This is a genomic window from Vibrio sp. ER1A, from assembly GCF_000733315.1.
Taxonomy (GTDB): Bacteria; Pseudomonadota; Gammaproteobacteria; order Enterobacterales; family Vibrionaceae; genus Vibrio; species Vibrio mediterranei.
Map to the genome: position 1 here is coordinate 393,817 of NZ_JPJA01000086.1, position 14,419 is coordinate 408,235.

The following is a 14,419-nucleotide window of genomic DNA, read 5'->3' on the forward strand; positions in this document are numbered from 1 at the left end:
TCGCGGGTGAATAGTTACGACCGAATTAGTGACGAAGTAAATCAAGATCGCATGCTAAACTCGATTATAGCGTTGGGTCACAACTGTCGCGCTAAAGTAGTAGGGGAAGGTGTCGAAAATGCTAATCAATACCGCTATCTGACTGAAATTGGCTGTGATTACTTACAAGGATACTTCTTTAGTAAACCACTTGGTTATTCCGAGTTCTGTAAATTCTATAAGAATGGCCGACATGAAACACTGTCTACCAAGGTGACCAGCATCAAAGTTGCTGACCATAAATCTTAAAAGGTTAAGTGGATAGTGCTTTACGTGATAGTTGCGTCAGTGTCTCAGTTAGGCTGCTTCGTTTAAGATTAACCTCTTGCGATAGAGAAACATCGAGTACCAACTCCATATCACTCAATTCGATGGTTTTTGACAGCTCTTCTTTAATTCCTTGGACTAGCTTATCGGAAATTAATGAACCTTCTGCCTTGCCGAGAATAATGAACTGAGCACCACTGTAGCGATATAGCAGTAAATCATCAGTTAGAAAACTAGTCACCCTTTGAGCCGCAGTTTTGATAATGACATCGCCGTAATCGATGCCATATTTTTGATTCACTTCTGCAACATTTTGCACTCTTATTGATAGTAAATTGTAGTGCGGGGCTTTGAGGTTCGCCTTAATGTCTGTCGTAAGAGCAACTCGATTTAACAAACGTGTGAGAGGATCTCTTCGCTGAATAGTTTGCCTCATTTTGGTCTCAATCCAGAAAATCACTGATATAACGATGAACAATACGATTAACGCCACAGTACTTACTTTCTGAAGTACTAATAAACGCTCTATTAAAGTACGACTCTTCTCACTTAGAGGGCTCTCTATTTGGAATTTATTATTAATAAAATGAATAACCTCATTGAAGTTGAGCTTAATACGTTGGTTTAGTGCAGTTTGGAGTTCAGGTTTTTCTTGTAATAGTTTTAAGGAGCGCTCAAGGGCTTTGAATTTTTCGAATTGAGCAATGAAGAAGCTGTGATAGTTGGCTTGCCTGATAAAGTTAGCGGATTCTTTGCTATTCAGAATAATGTCAAAACGACTCCAAGTGAGGTCATAAGAGAGCCAAATCTTGTCTGTATCGAGTGGTGTAATATGGGTTTGCGTAATGAAGTTAGAATATTCTTTGACGAGCTGCAGTATGAACCACGTTGCCTCATTTTTGCGCTCAGACAGGTCTTCGTTAATATGGTTAATACGGTCGATAGTAATAACGTTCACTGCCAAAACGCAGGAAGTGATAATGATCAGGATGAGCTTCGCCAGATTGATAGGAAACTGACGAATAGAATAAGTATTTAGCATCTCAGTAGCTGACTTCTTTTAACTGCCAAATCATCATAGAGTGATAGTCAGTTGTATCAATTTCAGGGAATTGAGAAATGGGGAATATCACCCAAAAAGGTCCTTTATCCCTAACAGACATCTTTTCACCATTTTTCCGATTAGCGACGATAGGGTTATAAGCTTGGATGTCTTTAAGGGTAATTGCGACTTTATAATCATTCAGTGCGATAAAGGTAATCGTGTCTGGGATTTGTGTGTTTGCCTGAGCAAAAAGTTCGATAAGTGAAACTCCGGTGAAGTGATTTTCACCCTCTAACCAAGGTAGCTCGGTTGCAATACTAGTTTGTGGCATATTCGCTAAGTCTTCGTCTGTGTATGTTTTGAAAGTGACACCTTCACTCTTCATCGTTAAATTTGAGGCCAAAGCTAGGGAAGAGAATAGCGCAAACAATAGAATCGTACTCTTGAGCATAATGAAGTTCCTTTTCGTTGCCACATTGATAGTGTAGGAAGCATGTTTGCGTAATCAATGCAGGAGGTGTTTCATATATGAGACAGGTACAAGATGAAACCAAGGAACTATCTGATAATAAAGCGAACCTCGCCTTGAACGCTTTATTGAAAGTAGATAACGACAACAAAAAAAGCCGAGCATTTATACTCGGCTTAGTCGTTTAGGTTTTAGAGCTTAGTCTTAAGCGAGAAGATCTTTAGCAGTGGTTACAACATTTTCAGTCGTAAAGCCAAACATTTTGAATAGCTCGCCTGCAGGTGCAGATTCACCGAATGTTGTCATACCGATGATCTTGCCACCAAAACCAACATACTTGTACCAGAAGTCAGCGATACCCGCTTCGATAGCGATTCTTGCTGTCACATCTGAAGAAAGTACAGACTCGCGATACGCTTCATCTTGTTTATCAAAAACGTCTGTCGCTGGCATTGAAACAACACGTACTTTCTTACCTGCTTCAGTCAATTGTTGAGCGGCACTCACGGCTAGCTCAACTTCAGAGCCTGTTGCAATCAGGATTAACTCAGGCTTACCTTCGCAATCTTTGAGCACGTAAGCTCCTTTCGCGATATCAGCAACTTGCTGGGTGCTACGCTCTTGTTGAGCTAGGTTTTGACGGGAGAAAATCAGTGACGTTGGACCATCTTTACGTTCGATAGCAAATTTCCAAGCAACCGCTGACTCAACTTGGTCACATGGACGCCACGTGCTCATGTTTGGTGTTAGGCGTAGTGATGCCATTTGCTCAACAGGTTGGTGTGTCGGGCCATCTTCACCCAGACCAATAGAATCGTGAGTGTAAACTTGGATGTTTTGCACTTTCATCAATGCTGCCATACGCATAGCGTTACGAGCGTATTCCATGAACATAAGGAAAGTAGCACCGTAAGGAACAAAACCGCCGTGTAGTGCGATACCATTCATAATCGCAGTCATGCCAAACTCACGTACACCATAGTGGATGTAATTCCCAGAGGCGTCATCAGCTGTTAGCGACTTAGAACCTGACCACATAGTTAGGTTTGACGGTGCTAGATCAGCAGAACCACCTAGGAATTCTGGTAGCATTGCACCAAAAGCTTCAAGTGCATTTTGAGATGCTTTACGTGATGCAATATTTGCTGGATTAGCTTGAAGATCGGCGATGATTTGACTTGCTTTTTCCTCCCATTGAGCAGGAAGTTCACCGTTTACACGACGTTTGAATTCTGCGGCTAACTCAGGGTAAGCTGCTTCATACGCTGCAAGTTTTTCGTTCCACGCTGCTTCCTTAGCCGCGCCCGCTTCCTTCGCATCCCACTCTGCGTAAACTTCTGTCGGAATTTCAAAAGGACCGTACTCCCAGCCTAGTTGCTTACGTGTTGCCGCGATCTCTTCTGCGCCTAGTGGTGCACCGTGGCAGTCATGAGAACCAGATTTGTTTGGAGAGCCAAAACCGATAATGGTTTTAGTACAAATAAGAGTCGGGCGAGGATCTGCTTTCGCCGCAATGATTGCTGCGTTGATCGCTTCTGAATCGTGACCGTCTACCGCAGGGATTACGTGCCAGCCATATGCTTCAAAACGTTTTGGAGTATCGTCAGAGAACCAACCTTCCACTTCTCCATCAATAGAGATGCCGTTGTCATCCCAGAAAGCGATAAGCTTACCAAGGCCTAGCGTACCTGCGAGAGAACAGGCTTCATGAGAAATGCCTTCCATCAGGCAGCCATCACCCATAAACGCATAAGTAAAGTGGTCAACGATGTCATGACCTTCTTTGTTGAATTGTGCTGCAAGTGTTTTTTCAGCTAGCGCCATGCCCACTGCGTTAGTAATACCTTGGCCTAGAGGACCAGTGGTTGTCTCAATGCCTGGTGCATAGCCATACTCTGGATGCCCTGGTGTTTTTGAGTGCAGTTGACGGAAGTTTTTAAGATCCTCAATAGAAAGCTCGTAACCTGCAAGGTGAAGTAGAGAGTAAATCAGCATTGAACCGTGACCGTTAGACAGTACAAAACGGTCGCGGTCCGCCCACTCAGGATTTGACGGGTTGTGGTTTAAGTGAGAACGCCAAAGAACTTCAGCGATGTCAGCCATGCCCATCGGAGCACCTGGGTGGCCAGAGTTAGCTTGTTGAACACCGTCCATGCTTAATGCACGGATAGCGTTTGCTAGGTTTTTACGATCCATAATAAACACCGAATAAATTTGATATTGGAGAGGGGGAAATTAAAAAGGGAACGCAAACGTTCCCCTTTTATTAATCGTGTGGATTAAAGCTTAGCTTCAATCATTGCTTCTAGTTTGCCTTGGTCTACGGCAAAGTTGCGAATGCCTTCAGCCAGTTTTTCTACTGCCATTGGGTCTTGGTTATGATCCCATAGGAACTCGGCATGAGTCATCGCTGCTGGGCGTTCTTTAGAACCTTTTGAGTCAACAAGCTTCTCTACTACTTCACCTTCAGCTGCCTCTAGTTCAGCCAGAAGTTGTGGAGCGATAGTCAGACGATCACAGCCTGCTAGCTCAAGAATCTCACCGATATTACGGAAGCTTGCACCCATGACAACGGTGTTGTAACCGTGGTCTTTGTAGTAGTTGTAGATGCTTGATACTGAGATAACGCCTGGGTCTTCTGATGCTTCGAAGTCACGGCCTTCTTTCGCCTTGTACCAGTCCATAATACGACCTACGAAAGGTGAAATTAGATAAACACCAGCTTCCGCACATGCGCGAGCTTGAGCGAATGAGAATAGTAGCGTTAGGTTACAGTTGATGCCTTCTTTTTCTAGAATCTCAGCCGCACGAATACCTTCCCATGTAGAAGCCAGTTTGATTAGGATTCGGTCATTGGCGATGCCTGCATCATTGTACATTTTGATAAGTTGACGCGCTTTAGCAACACTACCTTCAGTATCGTAAGAAAGACGAGCGTCTACTTCAGTAGAGATGCGACCTGGGATAGTTTTAAGAATTTCTTTACCGATGTTAACCGCTAGCATGTCACAAGTGTCTTGAACTTGTTGTGCTTTATCGTCGCTTTGAGTTTTAGCGTATTCAATCGCTTGGTCGATAAGCGGTGCGTAATCAGCGATTTGTGCTGCTTTCAAAATCAGAGATGGGTTAGTTGTTGCGTCTTCTGGTTGGTACTTACGAATTGCTTCGATATCACCAGTGTCCGCTACTACAGTAGTCAATTTGCGAAGTTGCTCTAATTTGTTGCTCATCGGTACGTTCCTATTCTTGAGGGCATAAATTTGTGAGGAATGGCCTCATACTACAAATGCTATGTTACGAGCCAAAGTTTCAACTTTACGTTGGATTAGCTCATAAACCTTTTCCGTGTTAGTGAACAAATATGCGTGAACATATGTATCACTTCTGAGTAAATGTTGAACCCATATTTACCCTATGCAGAAATAATGTCAATGAAATACTGGTCTGAAAAGTAGTATTCATAAGGTTATTTTTGTTTTTTGATAACGCAAGCGTACTTCAATGTCGATTCCATGTTTTATAAGGTCTGTGGGCTGCTTTTTCTGCTGAAATCTTGACCTGAGAAAATGTAATGGTATTGAGCGAATGCTTAGTTCTGTTTATGATTGAGCATATGTATAAGGTGTGAACCAATGAGCGCCACTATTTTTCCCGATTAGGTAAGTGATAATGAAAAGTGAAATTAGCGAAACTGGCAATGACTTGCTGACAGAAATTGCTGTCGCCTATTACCAAGATGGTGCAACACAAGAGGAGATCTCTAAGAAGTTTGGTGTGTCGCGCGCAAAAATCGGTCGTCTTCTCAAGCAAGCAAGAGATGAAGGAATTGTCGAAATCACAGTCAAATACCATCCGGTATATAGTGCTAAGATCGAACAGCGTCTGATTGAACGTTTTGGAGTTAAGCGAGCGCTCATTGCATTGGACCAAGCTGATGAAGAGGCACAGCGAATGCAAGTGGGCGGACTCGTCTCAAACTACTTAGCACAGACACTAAAAGGTGGAACTGTGGTGACAGTAGGACAAGGCAGAAACGTTTCGGCTGTCGCTCATCATATGGGGGTTATTACTCCTAGAGACTGTAAGTTTGTTTGTGGGATTGGGGGAATTCATCCACGTGGGGGACGCTTTAATGCCGACCATATTTGTCGTCAGTTGGCGAAAAAATACGGTGGTAGTTCTGAAACCTTATATGCACCGGCATACGCTGAAAATAAAGATCAAAAGTTAGCGTTTATGCAAAATGCTACGGTCAAGCAGACTCTAGATTTAGCGCGTAAAGCAGATATGGCTATCGTAGGTGTCGGTGATATGAGTGAGAACAGTTACATGGTTGATTTAGGATGGTTTACCGCTGATGAAGTTGTTCAATCGAGATTGAATCAGGGAGTAGTTGGTGATTTTGCTGGTTATGATTTCTTCGATATCCAGGGGCAAGCCGCCAATACGGTGATGAGTGATCGAGTGATTGGCTTGGGGCTGGAAGAGTTTCGTATGATATCAGAGGTGATTGCGATCGCTTCTGAAAATAGCAAACCAATGGCGTTGCTCGGAGCGTTGCGTACCGGCGTAATCGATGTGGTGGCAACTAGTGTAAGTAATGCTTTAACAGTGTTGAACCTTGATGAGCAAATGAAGAATTTACCGAACTAAACACCGCAGATTATGCAAACTCTGTGGCTTTGATTAATTCCAATAAAAATGAGTACCGAGCGGCAAGTTGCTTTCGTTTTTTCTTTACAAAATAAAGTGGTTCACTGACCAAATGTTCAGTGGGCCAAACATTAACTTTATCTTTATAGCCTGAATACTCTATCGCAACTTTAGGTAATACAGTGACACCAATCCCCATAGAGACAGGCTGTAATATCTGACTATGCTGGTTAATATAGGTGACTTTATTAAAATCTTTCCACTCTGCCTGCTTGAGCTCTTCGAGTCGGCTGTCTTCGATGTATTTCTGTAAGTAATATTGCGCATCAGGATGATCGACTACGCCAAGCTGATTAATCGCTTCTGATGCCGAAAATTTAGCTACTGCATCTCTACTACCAATCAGACATAGCTCTAGTTGTCCTATGTACTCTGCTGACAGTTCAGGGTTCTGAATCGAAGCCGTGACCATGCCAGAATCAATAGTGCCATTACTAATACTCTCTATGATCCGACGGTTTGGCGCTGCTTCAACATTGACCTTCAAACTCGGATATCGTTGCTGCAGATCCAGCAAACTTGGGTAGAGTGCGGTAATGATAGCGCCCGACGCTGAAAAGCTAAGGTTACCTGATTCAGGGTCATCGTATCGTAGACGTTCAAGTAACATGTTCTCCCTATTGGCTAGTTCAAGGGCATATTCATACACTAAACGCCCTTGCTCAGTGAGCTCAAAACTCTTTCCTTCCCGAGTAAGCAACTCAACATTAAGGCTAGCTTCGAGCTTTTTAATATGTTGGCTGACGCCAGGTTGTGTCATGAAGAGCTTTTCTGCCGTTTGGGTAAAGTGCCCGATCTCTACTAGAGTTTTAAAAGTATTTAGCCAAGTCGTATTTATCATGACGGTTTCGTAGATAACAATTGATTATAGTTTTTAGGTTATATGATAACTATTGGCTAATCCACAACGAAATACCCAAGTGTTATCACCTAGAGGACATCGACTAATGACTTCAGCGAATACAAACCATACCTACCCACGTTGTTTTAGCCACATTGGAATATCTGTGCCTGATCTGGAAGCGGCCGTTAAGTTTTATACCGAGGTATTAGGTTGGTATCTCATCATGCCGCCAACCGACGTAACTGAAGACGACTCCGCTATTGGTGTTATGTGTACAGACGTTTTTGGGGAAGGCTGGGACCACTTTCGAATTGCTCATCTGTCCACCGGTGACAGGATTGGCGTAGAGCTATTTCAGTTCAAAGATCAGCAAAACCCAGAAGATAACTTTGAATATTGGAAGACCGGCATTTTTCATTTTTGCGTACAAGACCCAGATGTTGAAGGATTAGCTGACAAAATCGTCGCGGCAGGTGGTAAACGACGGATGAAAGAGCCACGTTACTATTACCCGGGAGAGAAACCGTACAGAATGATCTATATGGAAGACCCGTTTGGTAATATTCTAGAGATCTATTCACATAGCTATGAGCTTCATTACTCAAGTGGTGCTTATAACGGGTAGCGAAAGGAAGCAGGCCCCATAGACCTGCTTGTCTTCATTTTACTTTTCTACAGGTAGGTCAATACGTTGACCCCATTCAGTCCATGAGCCGTCATAGACAGATAAATTATGATAACCGCAGACATAAGCGCCAAGAGCAAGAATACAAGCCGTTACGCCGGAACCACAGCTAAACACCATATACTCACGTTTACTTGCTGAGATAGCAGAATACAAAGGAGCAAGATCTTCTAACGGTTTGAGGATGCCGTTGTTGATGAGTTCAGCAAAAGGCAGACAAACAGAATTTGGAATATGACCGCTTCTGACACCTTCTCTTGGTTCTTTCACTTCCCCTTTAAAGCGTGCTAAAGAGCGAGCATCGACGATATGAGCGTTTTGCTTTTCGGAATACGTCAGAACTTGTTCCGCTGATAGGAAGTAATGCTGATCTAGTGATAGAGAAGGGGAGGTGGGTGCTCTAATCGAATAATCCTCATCGCAATCGTAACCAGCCGTTTTCCAAGCAGGTAGACCTCCGGAGAGCACATAAACCTCCCTTAGTCCCATTGCTTTAAGCATCCACCACGCACGAGGTGAAGCATAAGTACCTGAATTATCGTAAACAACTATCGTACTATTTTTAGTTAGGCCCAGTTTCGAAGCCAGTTCATTGAAGCGTGCTTCAGTCGGCATCATATGAGGAAGAGAGCTGTCTGGGTCGCAAAAGACGTTGTCATAATCAAATCGCTGAGCACCAGGAATCACACCATTTCTGTCCTTTTCAGGCTCTAGTGGGATTTGAAACTCGATACTTGCATCAAGAACAATAATGTCGTTGTTAGCATCTAGCTGTTGCTTTAGCCATTGAGGAGAAACAATAGGTTGTGTCATCAATGATTTCCTTATCTGTTGAGGCAATGCTGAAGGCGATAGGTCTTGGTATTAGAAACTGAGCTCTGTTGTGAGCTTAGTGTGACTTCTGAACCTACGGGGCATAATGTTGCTTTATCCGCAGCGACACGGCTGTTACTACCGTCTCTATGTTCCACGATGAGGTAGTAACGATTACCGTCTAAAGATTGTGTGAGAACATGGCTTATTACTTTGGCTTGTTCCGTTTTTTCTGTATTTGAATCTGAAGATAGGAGAAGCAGCAAGAATCCAACACCCACAGCGAGAATAGCAAATGCGATGGTTAGTTGTTTCATTAGTACCTCTCCATAGGCTACTCTCTATTCACCACAAACTTTGCAGGCCTTGGATTTAGGCAACCCCATGTCTCGCCAGCTTAATGATAAACCATCAAATATTAATAACTTACCTATTTTAGGCTGCCCATAGTTAGCGAGGACTTTTATTGCTTCCAGTGCTTGCGTAGCACCAATGATGCCAACGACAGGTGACATGACGCCAGCTTCAACACAGCTTAGCGTTGTATCTCCAAACAGTGCGCTTAAACAAGCATAGCAAGGTAGGTTATCGTCTTGATATGTAAAGACTGATACTTGCCCCTCCATCCTAATCGCAGCCCCACAGACTAGAGGCTTTTTGTGTTTAAAGCAAAGGCGATTGAGTTGGTTACGAGTATCTACATTATCAGTGGCATCAAGAACAAGGTCGTGTTCTTTAATTTGTGCTTCGAGAGCAGTATCGTCCAAGCGATGATTAATGGTCTTAATCATCACATTAGGGTTGATTTTGCTCAATGCAGTTCGGGCTGACTCAACTTTATCGACACCAATAGAGTCATCGTTGTGTAATACTTGTCGTTGCAAGTTTGAAAGCTCCACCTTATCGTCATCGACTAAGGTGAGCGAACCAATACCCGCTGCGGCAAGATACTGACTAGAGGCACAACCTAAACCACCGGCTCCAATAATCAAAATTGAAGATTGTTTGAGTGCTTCTTGTCCATCAAAATCGAAGTTCTTCAATATAATTTGACGGTTATAGCGAAGCATCTCTTCATCAGACAGTATGTCCACAATAGCCTCGTTAGAATAAAGTTGGGTTAAACAACTGGATTTGAACCGTTTCTCCCACATCAATTGACGTACGGTCGCGCTCTAGCACTACAAAGCAGTTTGCTAAGCTCATCGATCTAAAGGCTCCTGAGCTTTGGTTTCCGGTCGTTTCGACTACAAACTGGCCATCTTCAATTGCATAGATACCGCGTTGATAATCGGTTCTTCCCGGAGCTTTTTTGAAAGCGCTGCGTGTGATGGCAGGAATAGATTCTGGCTCTTTCCACTCTGAGTGACCAGAAAGCTTAGCGATGAGAGGTTGCACTAGGACATACATAGTTAATACTGCAGAAACAGGGTTTCCTGGTAATCCGCAGAACCAAGCGTTGTCCAGCTCACCAAAAGCGAAAGGCTTACCTGGCTTGATAGCAAGTTTCCAGAAACCAATTTGACCTAATTCTTCAAGAATATCTTTAGTATAGTCAGCTTCACCAACGCTTACGCCACCCGAGGTAATAACAACGTCGGCTTGTTGTTGCGCTTGCTCGAATGTGGCCTTCAGTGTTTCTGGGCAATCAGGAATGATACCTAAATCAATAGCCTCACAACCGAAGTTCTCAATAAGCGGTTTGATTCCGTAACGGTTGCTATCGTATATCTGTCCATCTTCTAGCTCAGTACCAAGCGGGCGCAATTCATCTCCTGTAGAAAAGAAAGCAACAACCGGTTTACGGAAGACGCTGATGTGGCTAATTCCTAACGTAGCGATCATAGGAATATCGCGTGCGGTCAAACGAGCCCCTTTTTTTAATACGACGTCATTTACTCGAATATCATCACCGGTAGGACGAATGTTCATGTTCGTTTTCGGAGAACATTGGTTGAACGTAATGTTATCACCGTCTACCGTGGTGTTTTCTTGCATAATGACGGCATCACAACCCTCTGGAATTTTCGCACCGGTCATGATTCTGACTGTTGTCATTGAAGGCCAATCACCCTCATAAGGTGCGCCGGCAAATGACTTACCAACCATTGATAGGGTAGTACTTTGCTCTACGTCACGGAGACGAATGGCGTAACCATCCATTGCGGAGTTATCAAAGGGAGGCACGTTAATAGGGGAAAGAATGTCTTCTGCTAACACATACCCAAGCGCGTCAGGTAACGGCAGTGTGAGAGTGTCAGTAACAGGGGTAATTGGTGTGAGCATTTTATCCAATGCTTCTTCTATAGGCATTAAGCCTGGTGCGTCGCAGCAACCCATAAGATAAGCCGTCCTAATTGATTCAGTGGAACTATTTAATTCAATAAAGTCTTCGGAATGTAACACATTTTGTCTGAAGAGAGGCTTACTCCTATGGATAAAATAGCCAAAAACATGCTTCAAATCATAATGCATACAAAGCAATACAGAATTTGTGGGTGTAATTGATGAAAATTCCGAGTATCCTTGTGCCCCCTTACGGGTGTTAGTGCGAGGAAGTAAGATGTCAGGATTAAGTGAATCAGCAAAATTGGTGAAAGCCGCGTTATCAGAGCGAGGGCTAGAAACACCGATGCTGCCAAATGAAGTCAGTCGTGAAGAAAAGAAAGAGCGTATTGAACATCATATGCGCGAAATTCTTACATTGTTGCAGCTTGATCTACAAGACGATAGTTTGATGGAGACGCCGCATCGCATTGCTAAGATGTATGTGGACGAAATTTTCTCAGGCCTAGACTACGAGAACTTCCCTAAAATCACCGTCATCGAAAACAAGATGGATGTTAGTGAGATGGTTCGTGTTAAAGACATCACGGTAACAAGCACTTGTGAACACCACCTTGTTACCATCGACGGCAAAGCGGCAGTCGCCTATATCCCTCGCGGTAAAATCATCGGCTTGTCTAAAATCAATCGTATCGTAAGGTTCTTCGCACAGCGTCCACAAGTCCAGGAACGCATGACGCAACAAATTCTGGTTGCTCTACAAGCATTGCTTGAAACCGACGATGTCGCAGTAACAATTGATGCAGTACATTACTGTGTGAAGTCTCGCGGTGTCATGGATGCTACCAGCGAAACGACTACTACAGCATTAGGTGGGATCTTCAAATCCAAACCCGCGACTCGACATGAGTTTTTGCATGGATTGCGATAACGGTCGACTATTGAATGCATGTCTCTATTCAACGCCTTCGAATTTCGAAGGCGTTATTGTATTTACAACTGCTTTTCGTTCATACTATTGATTACATAAAGGATTTACTCCGAAAGAGCAGGTTAAAATTGATGAGCGCGATAAGACTAGAACAGAGTGCTCTAGAGCCTGAAGTCTCTTTCAGTTGGATTAGGTAGATGAATAGACTTCAGAAAATTTATAGTTATGCTGAACCAAATACCACATTAGTGGTTGTCATGGGAGGACTTGGTTACCCCGTGTACTATTGGGTTTGGCAATATTTGTTTCCCCAACCTTATGAAAATCTGTGGCTCAGATTACTTTGCTCTCTATTAGTGTTTGTTTTAGCTTTTAGAGACGTGATGTCTAACAAGCTAAAAAAGTTTCTTCCACACTACTATCTTTTTGCCATTGGATTTTGTCTGCCGTTTTTCTTCTCATACATGATGCTCATGAACAACTGGAGTGATGTATGGGTATTGTCATTCATGTCCTCTATCTTTCTCCATATTCTTTTGGTGTATGACACAAGGGTAATGCTTCTACATGCTTTTATTTGTGTGGTAGCTGCTGGTTTAATTGCCCACCTTCAATTGGAGGGCGGAATCCAACTTGCTGAACATGTGGTCTATTTGCCAATCTTCGCCTTCACCTACCTGTTTGGTAACCTCTTTTACTTCAGAAACCAAACGGAGCATGAAGCTAAATTCTCAATCGCTAAGTCGTTTGGTGCTGGTATTGCCCATGAAATGCGTAACCCTCTAAGCGCATTATTGTCTTCTTTCGAAGTCATCAAAGGAATTATTCCAAATGGCAACTCATCCTACCGAAATACATATCAACTAAATGCGCAGGAAATTCAAATACTCAACGATTTAGTAGACGATTCAATGAAAGTTATTTGGACGGGTAATGAGACAATTGACCTGTTGCTTACGTCGATTGACCAGAATCGCGTTTCCACCTCGACGTTTTGCAAGCATCACGCCAAAAAAGTGGTAGAGAATGCAGTTAACAGCTTTGGTTATAAAAATGCTTCAGAATCTAGATTAGTGCAGGTTGATATTGAGAGTGACTTTGAGTATTTGGGTAGTGACACATTACTGAAGTATGTCATCTATAACCTTTTGAAGAATGCATTTCGTCATCGTGGAACTTCTAAATTTACAATTTCACTTAAGGCTAAGAGAACGGCTGATGGAAATAGTATTCTAGTTCGTGATACAGGGCAGGGTATTGAACCTGATCTTATCAAAAACATCTTTGAAGATTTTTATACGACAGGCAAAAATGGAACGTTTGGCCTAGGTTTGTCTTTTTGTCGAAAGGTTATGATGTCGTTTGGCGGTAATATTGAGTGTCGTTCTGTTTATGGTGAGTGGACTGAGTTCGAACTCAAGTTTCCGGATTACAGTTCTAATAAAATCAGTAATATCAAGTTTGATCTAATGAAAGCAAAAACACTACTTTACATTGGTGATGAGGACTCAAGTATTGGGGCTGCCATTAAGAGAATTAGCCTTGAAGCGGATATGAATCTCACGTCTATAACTTTATCCAAAGCGGCTGCTCGTGAAGAGCATCAGTTTGAGTTTAACTTGATTATCATCGATGGGGAGCTAGATCGCCATGGCTGGTCTCTGATGTCGAGATTAGAAGGTAAATTGGGTTTTACCGAGGCTAGAATTGCATTTATCCATGACGAGAATGCGACTCGTAATCTCTATTTCCAGAGATATGTTGATATTGAATTGTACAGTCACCAAGATTTTATCAACTCCCCTAGAGATGCGCTCGACTACTTAATGTTTGATGAACTGAAAGTGGATATGCCAATTCAGTCATACAACGAAATTTCGACTAAGCGTACCGTTATGATCGTAGACGATAATCATTCGTTGCGGTCTATCACTAGTATTATGCTAGAAAAGCAGGGGTTACATGTCGTCCAAGCAGAAAATGGCAAGGTGGCACTATCGACACTGGAACAGGAAGATGTTGACTTGATTCTAATGGATATTGAGATGCCAGTTCTCGATGGATTGACAACAACTAAAATGATTCGTGAATCAAACGCATCTTATGCATCGATTCCTATCGTTGGTTACACTGGCGATAAGAGTGAAGAGACGGTCACTAAAATCAACGAATATGGTATGAATGATTTTATTGTTAAGCCAACACCAAAAGACGAGCTAATTGATAAGGTTGCTACATGGATTTAAAAAAAGCCCACCAATTGAGGTGGGCTTTTTAATATACTTACTTAAACGCTATCTCTTCATTGGTAACTATTCACCCGCGAG

General features: G+C 42.8%; 15 protein-coding genes. 6 read left to right on the forward strand and 9 right to left on the reverse strand.

The features are described from left to right. Positions 1-288: EAL domain-containing protein (locus tag HW45_RS09205; protein ID WP_160171212.1), on the forward strand; the 288-nt coding region annotated here is incomplete at its 5' end. 4 nt (positions 289-292) lie between these two features. On the opposite strand, the gene HW45_RS09210 is transcribed toward HW45_RS09205, so the two are convergent. Both HW45_RS09210 and HW45_RS09215 read right to left on the reverse strand, forming a co-directional pair. Continuing rightward, positions 293-1,348, reverse strand: coding sequence for a GGDEF domain-containing protein (locus tag HW45_RS09210; protein ID WP_038226507.1), 1,056 nt, complete (start codon positions 1,346-1,348; stop codon positions 293-295). 1 nt (position 1,349) lies between these two features. Beyond that, complete coding sequence (locus HW45_RS09215) at positions 1,350-1,802, reverse strand: hypothetical protein (protein WP_038226508.1); 453 nt, start codon at positions 1,800-1,802, stop codon at positions 1,350-1,352. A gap of 77 nt (positions 1,803-1,879) precedes the next feature. Here HW45_RS09215 and HW45_RS30185 point away from each other — a divergent pair, with 77 nt between their 5' ends. Continuing rightward, positions 1,880-2,008, forward strand: coding sequence for a hypothetical protein (locus HW45_RS30185; protein ID WP_268745547.1), 129 nt, complete (start codon positions 1,880-1,882; stop codon positions 2,006-2,008). Between the two features lie 16 nt (positions 2,009-2,024). Here HW45_RS30185 and tkt read toward each other — a convergent pair whose 3' ends face one another. Further along, the gene (tkt, locus tag HW45_RS09220) at positions 2,025-4,016 is read right to left on the reverse strand and encodes a transketolase (RefSeq protein WP_038226510.1); all 1,992 of its coding nucleotides are present in this window, start codon (positions 4,014-4,016) and stop codon (positions 2,025-2,027) included. Positions 4,017-4,099: 83 nt separating this feature from the next. After that, positions 4,100-5,050 (reverse strand): transaldolase, encoded by a 951-nt coding sequence (tal, locus tag HW45_RS09225; protein WP_006070549.1) that lies wholly within the window; start codon positions 5,048-5,050, stop codon positions 4,100-4,102. A gap of 439 nt (positions 5,051-5,489) precedes the next feature. Here tal and HW45_RS09230 point away from each other — a divergent pair, with 439 nt between their 5' ends. Beyond that, entirely contained in the window at positions 5,490-6,473 is a 984-nt protein-coding gene (locus HW45_RS09230) for a sugar-binding transcriptional regulator (protein WP_038226512.1), read from the forward strand. 10 nt (positions 6,474-6,483) lie between these two features. Here HW45_RS09230 and HW45_RS09235 read toward each other — a convergent pair whose 3' ends face one another. Continuing rightward, complete coding sequence (locus HW45_RS09235; RefSeq protein WP_038226514.1) at positions 6,484-7,374, reverse strand: LysR family transcriptional regulator; 891 nt, start codon at positions 7,372-7,374, stop codon at positions 6,484-6,486. Between the two features lie 106 nt (positions 7,375-7,480). Between HW45_RS09235 and HW45_RS09240 the strand changes: the two genes are divergently transcribed. Beyond that, positions 7,481-8,002, forward strand: a complete 522-nt coding sequence (locus HW45_RS09240) for a lactoylglutathione lyase family protein (RefSeq protein ID WP_038226516.1) — start codon at positions 7,481-7,483, stop codon at positions 8,000-8,002. A gap of 39 nt (positions 8,003-8,041) precedes the next feature. Here the strand turns inward: HW45_RS09240 and HW45_RS09245 are convergent, their stop codons facing one another. The 4 genes from HW45_RS09245 to moeA are packed head-to-tail and all read right to left on the reverse strand — an operon-like array spanning position 8,042 to position 11,215. Beyond that, positions 8,042-8,875 (reverse strand): sulfurtransferase, encoded by an 834-nt coding sequence (locus HW45_RS09245; RefSeq protein WP_038226519.1) that lies wholly within the window; start codon positions 8,873-8,875, stop codon positions 8,042-8,044. Between the two features lie 11 nt (positions 8,876-8,886). Next, positions 8,887-9,192: a hypothetical protein gene (locus HW45_RS09250; protein WP_038226521.1), complete on the reverse strand. Its 306-nt coding sequence runs from the start codon at positions 9,190-9,192 to the stop codon at positions 8,887-8,889. Between the two features lie 24 nt (positions 9,193-9,216). Beyond that, positions 9,217-9,969: a molybdopterin-synthase adenylyltransferase MoeB gene (gene moeB / locus HW45_RS09255; RefSeq protein ID WP_038226523.1), complete on the reverse strand. Its 753-nt coding sequence runs from the start codon at positions 9,967-9,969 to the stop codon at positions 9,217-9,219. 10 nt (positions 9,970-9,979) lie between these two features. After that, the gene (gene moeA / locus HW45_RS09260) at positions 9,980-11,215 is read right to left on the reverse strand and encodes a molybdopterin molybdotransferase MoeA (protein ID WP_038226526.1); all 1,236 of its coding nucleotides are present in this window, start codon (positions 11,213-11,215) and stop codon (positions 9,980-9,982) included. A 223-nt stretch (positions 11,216-11,438) separates the two neighbouring features. On the opposite strand from moeA, the gene folE reads away from it, so the two are divergent. Beyond that, positions 11,439-12,092 carry a GTP cyclohydrolase I FolE gene (folE, locus tag HW45_RS09265; protein ID WP_038226529.1) on the forward strand — a complete coding sequence of 218 codons (654 nt, stop codon included), beginning with the start codon at positions 11,439-11,441 and terminating at the stop codon, positions 12,090-12,092. 383 nt (positions 12,093-12,475) lie between these two features. Beyond that, complete coding sequence (locus HW45_RS09270; protein ID WP_327196409.1) at positions 12,476-14,338, forward strand: hybrid sensor histidine kinase/response regulator; 1,863 nt, start codon at positions 12,476-12,478, stop codon at positions 14,336-14,338. Positions 14,339-14,419 lie beyond the last annotated feature (81 nt).

Coding starts and splice junctions, on each gene's coding strand:
- HW45_RS09230 (WP_038226512.1), top strand. CDS start 5,490: ATGAAAAGTGAAATTAGCGAAACTGGCAATGACTTGCTGACAGAAATT.
- HW45_RS09215 (WP_038226508.1), bottom strand. CDS start 1,802: ATGCTCAAGAGTACGATTCTATTGTTTGCGCTATTCTCTTCCCTAGCT.
- tal (WP_006070549.1), bottom strand. CDS start 5,050: ATGAGCAACAAATTAGAGCAACTTCGCAAATTGACTACTGTAGTAGCG.
- HW45_RS09245 (WP_038226519.1), bottom strand. CDS start 8,875: ATGACACAACCTATTGTTTCTCCTCAATGGCTAAAGCAACAGCTAGAT.
- HW45_RS09240 (WP_038226516.1), top strand. CDS start 7,481: ATGACTTCAGCGAATACAAACCATACCTACCCACGTTGTTTTAGCCAC.
- HW45_RS09210 (WP_038226507.1), bottom strand. CDS start 1,348: ATGCTAAATACTTATTCTATTCGTCAGTTTCCTATCAATCTGGCGAAG.
- tkt (WP_038226510.1), bottom strand. CDS start 4,016: ATGGATCGTAAAAACCTAGCAAACGCTATCCGTGCATTAAGCATGGAC.
- HW45_RS30185 (WP_268745547.1), top strand. CDS start 1,880: ATGAGACAGGTACAAGATGAAACCAAGGAACTATCTGATAATAAAGCG.
- HW45_RS09250 (WP_038226521.1), bottom strand. CDS start 9,192: ATGAAACAACTAACCATCGCATTTGCTATTCTCGCTGTGGGTGTTGGA.
- HW45_RS09270 (WP_327196409.1), top strand. CDS start 12,476: ATGTCTAACAAGCTAAAAAAGTTTCTTCCACACTACTATCTTTTTGCC.
- HW45_RS09235 (WP_038226514.1), bottom strand. CDS start 7,374: ATGATAAATACGACTTGGCTAAATACTTTTAAAACTCTAGTAGAGATC.
- folE (WP_038226529.1), top strand. CDS start 11,439: ATGTCAGGATTAAGTGAATCAGCAAAATTGGTGAAAGCCGCGTTATCA.
- moeA (WP_038226526.1), bottom strand. CDS start 11,215: ATGGGTTGCTGCGACGCACCAGGCTTAATGCCTATAGAAGAAGCATTG.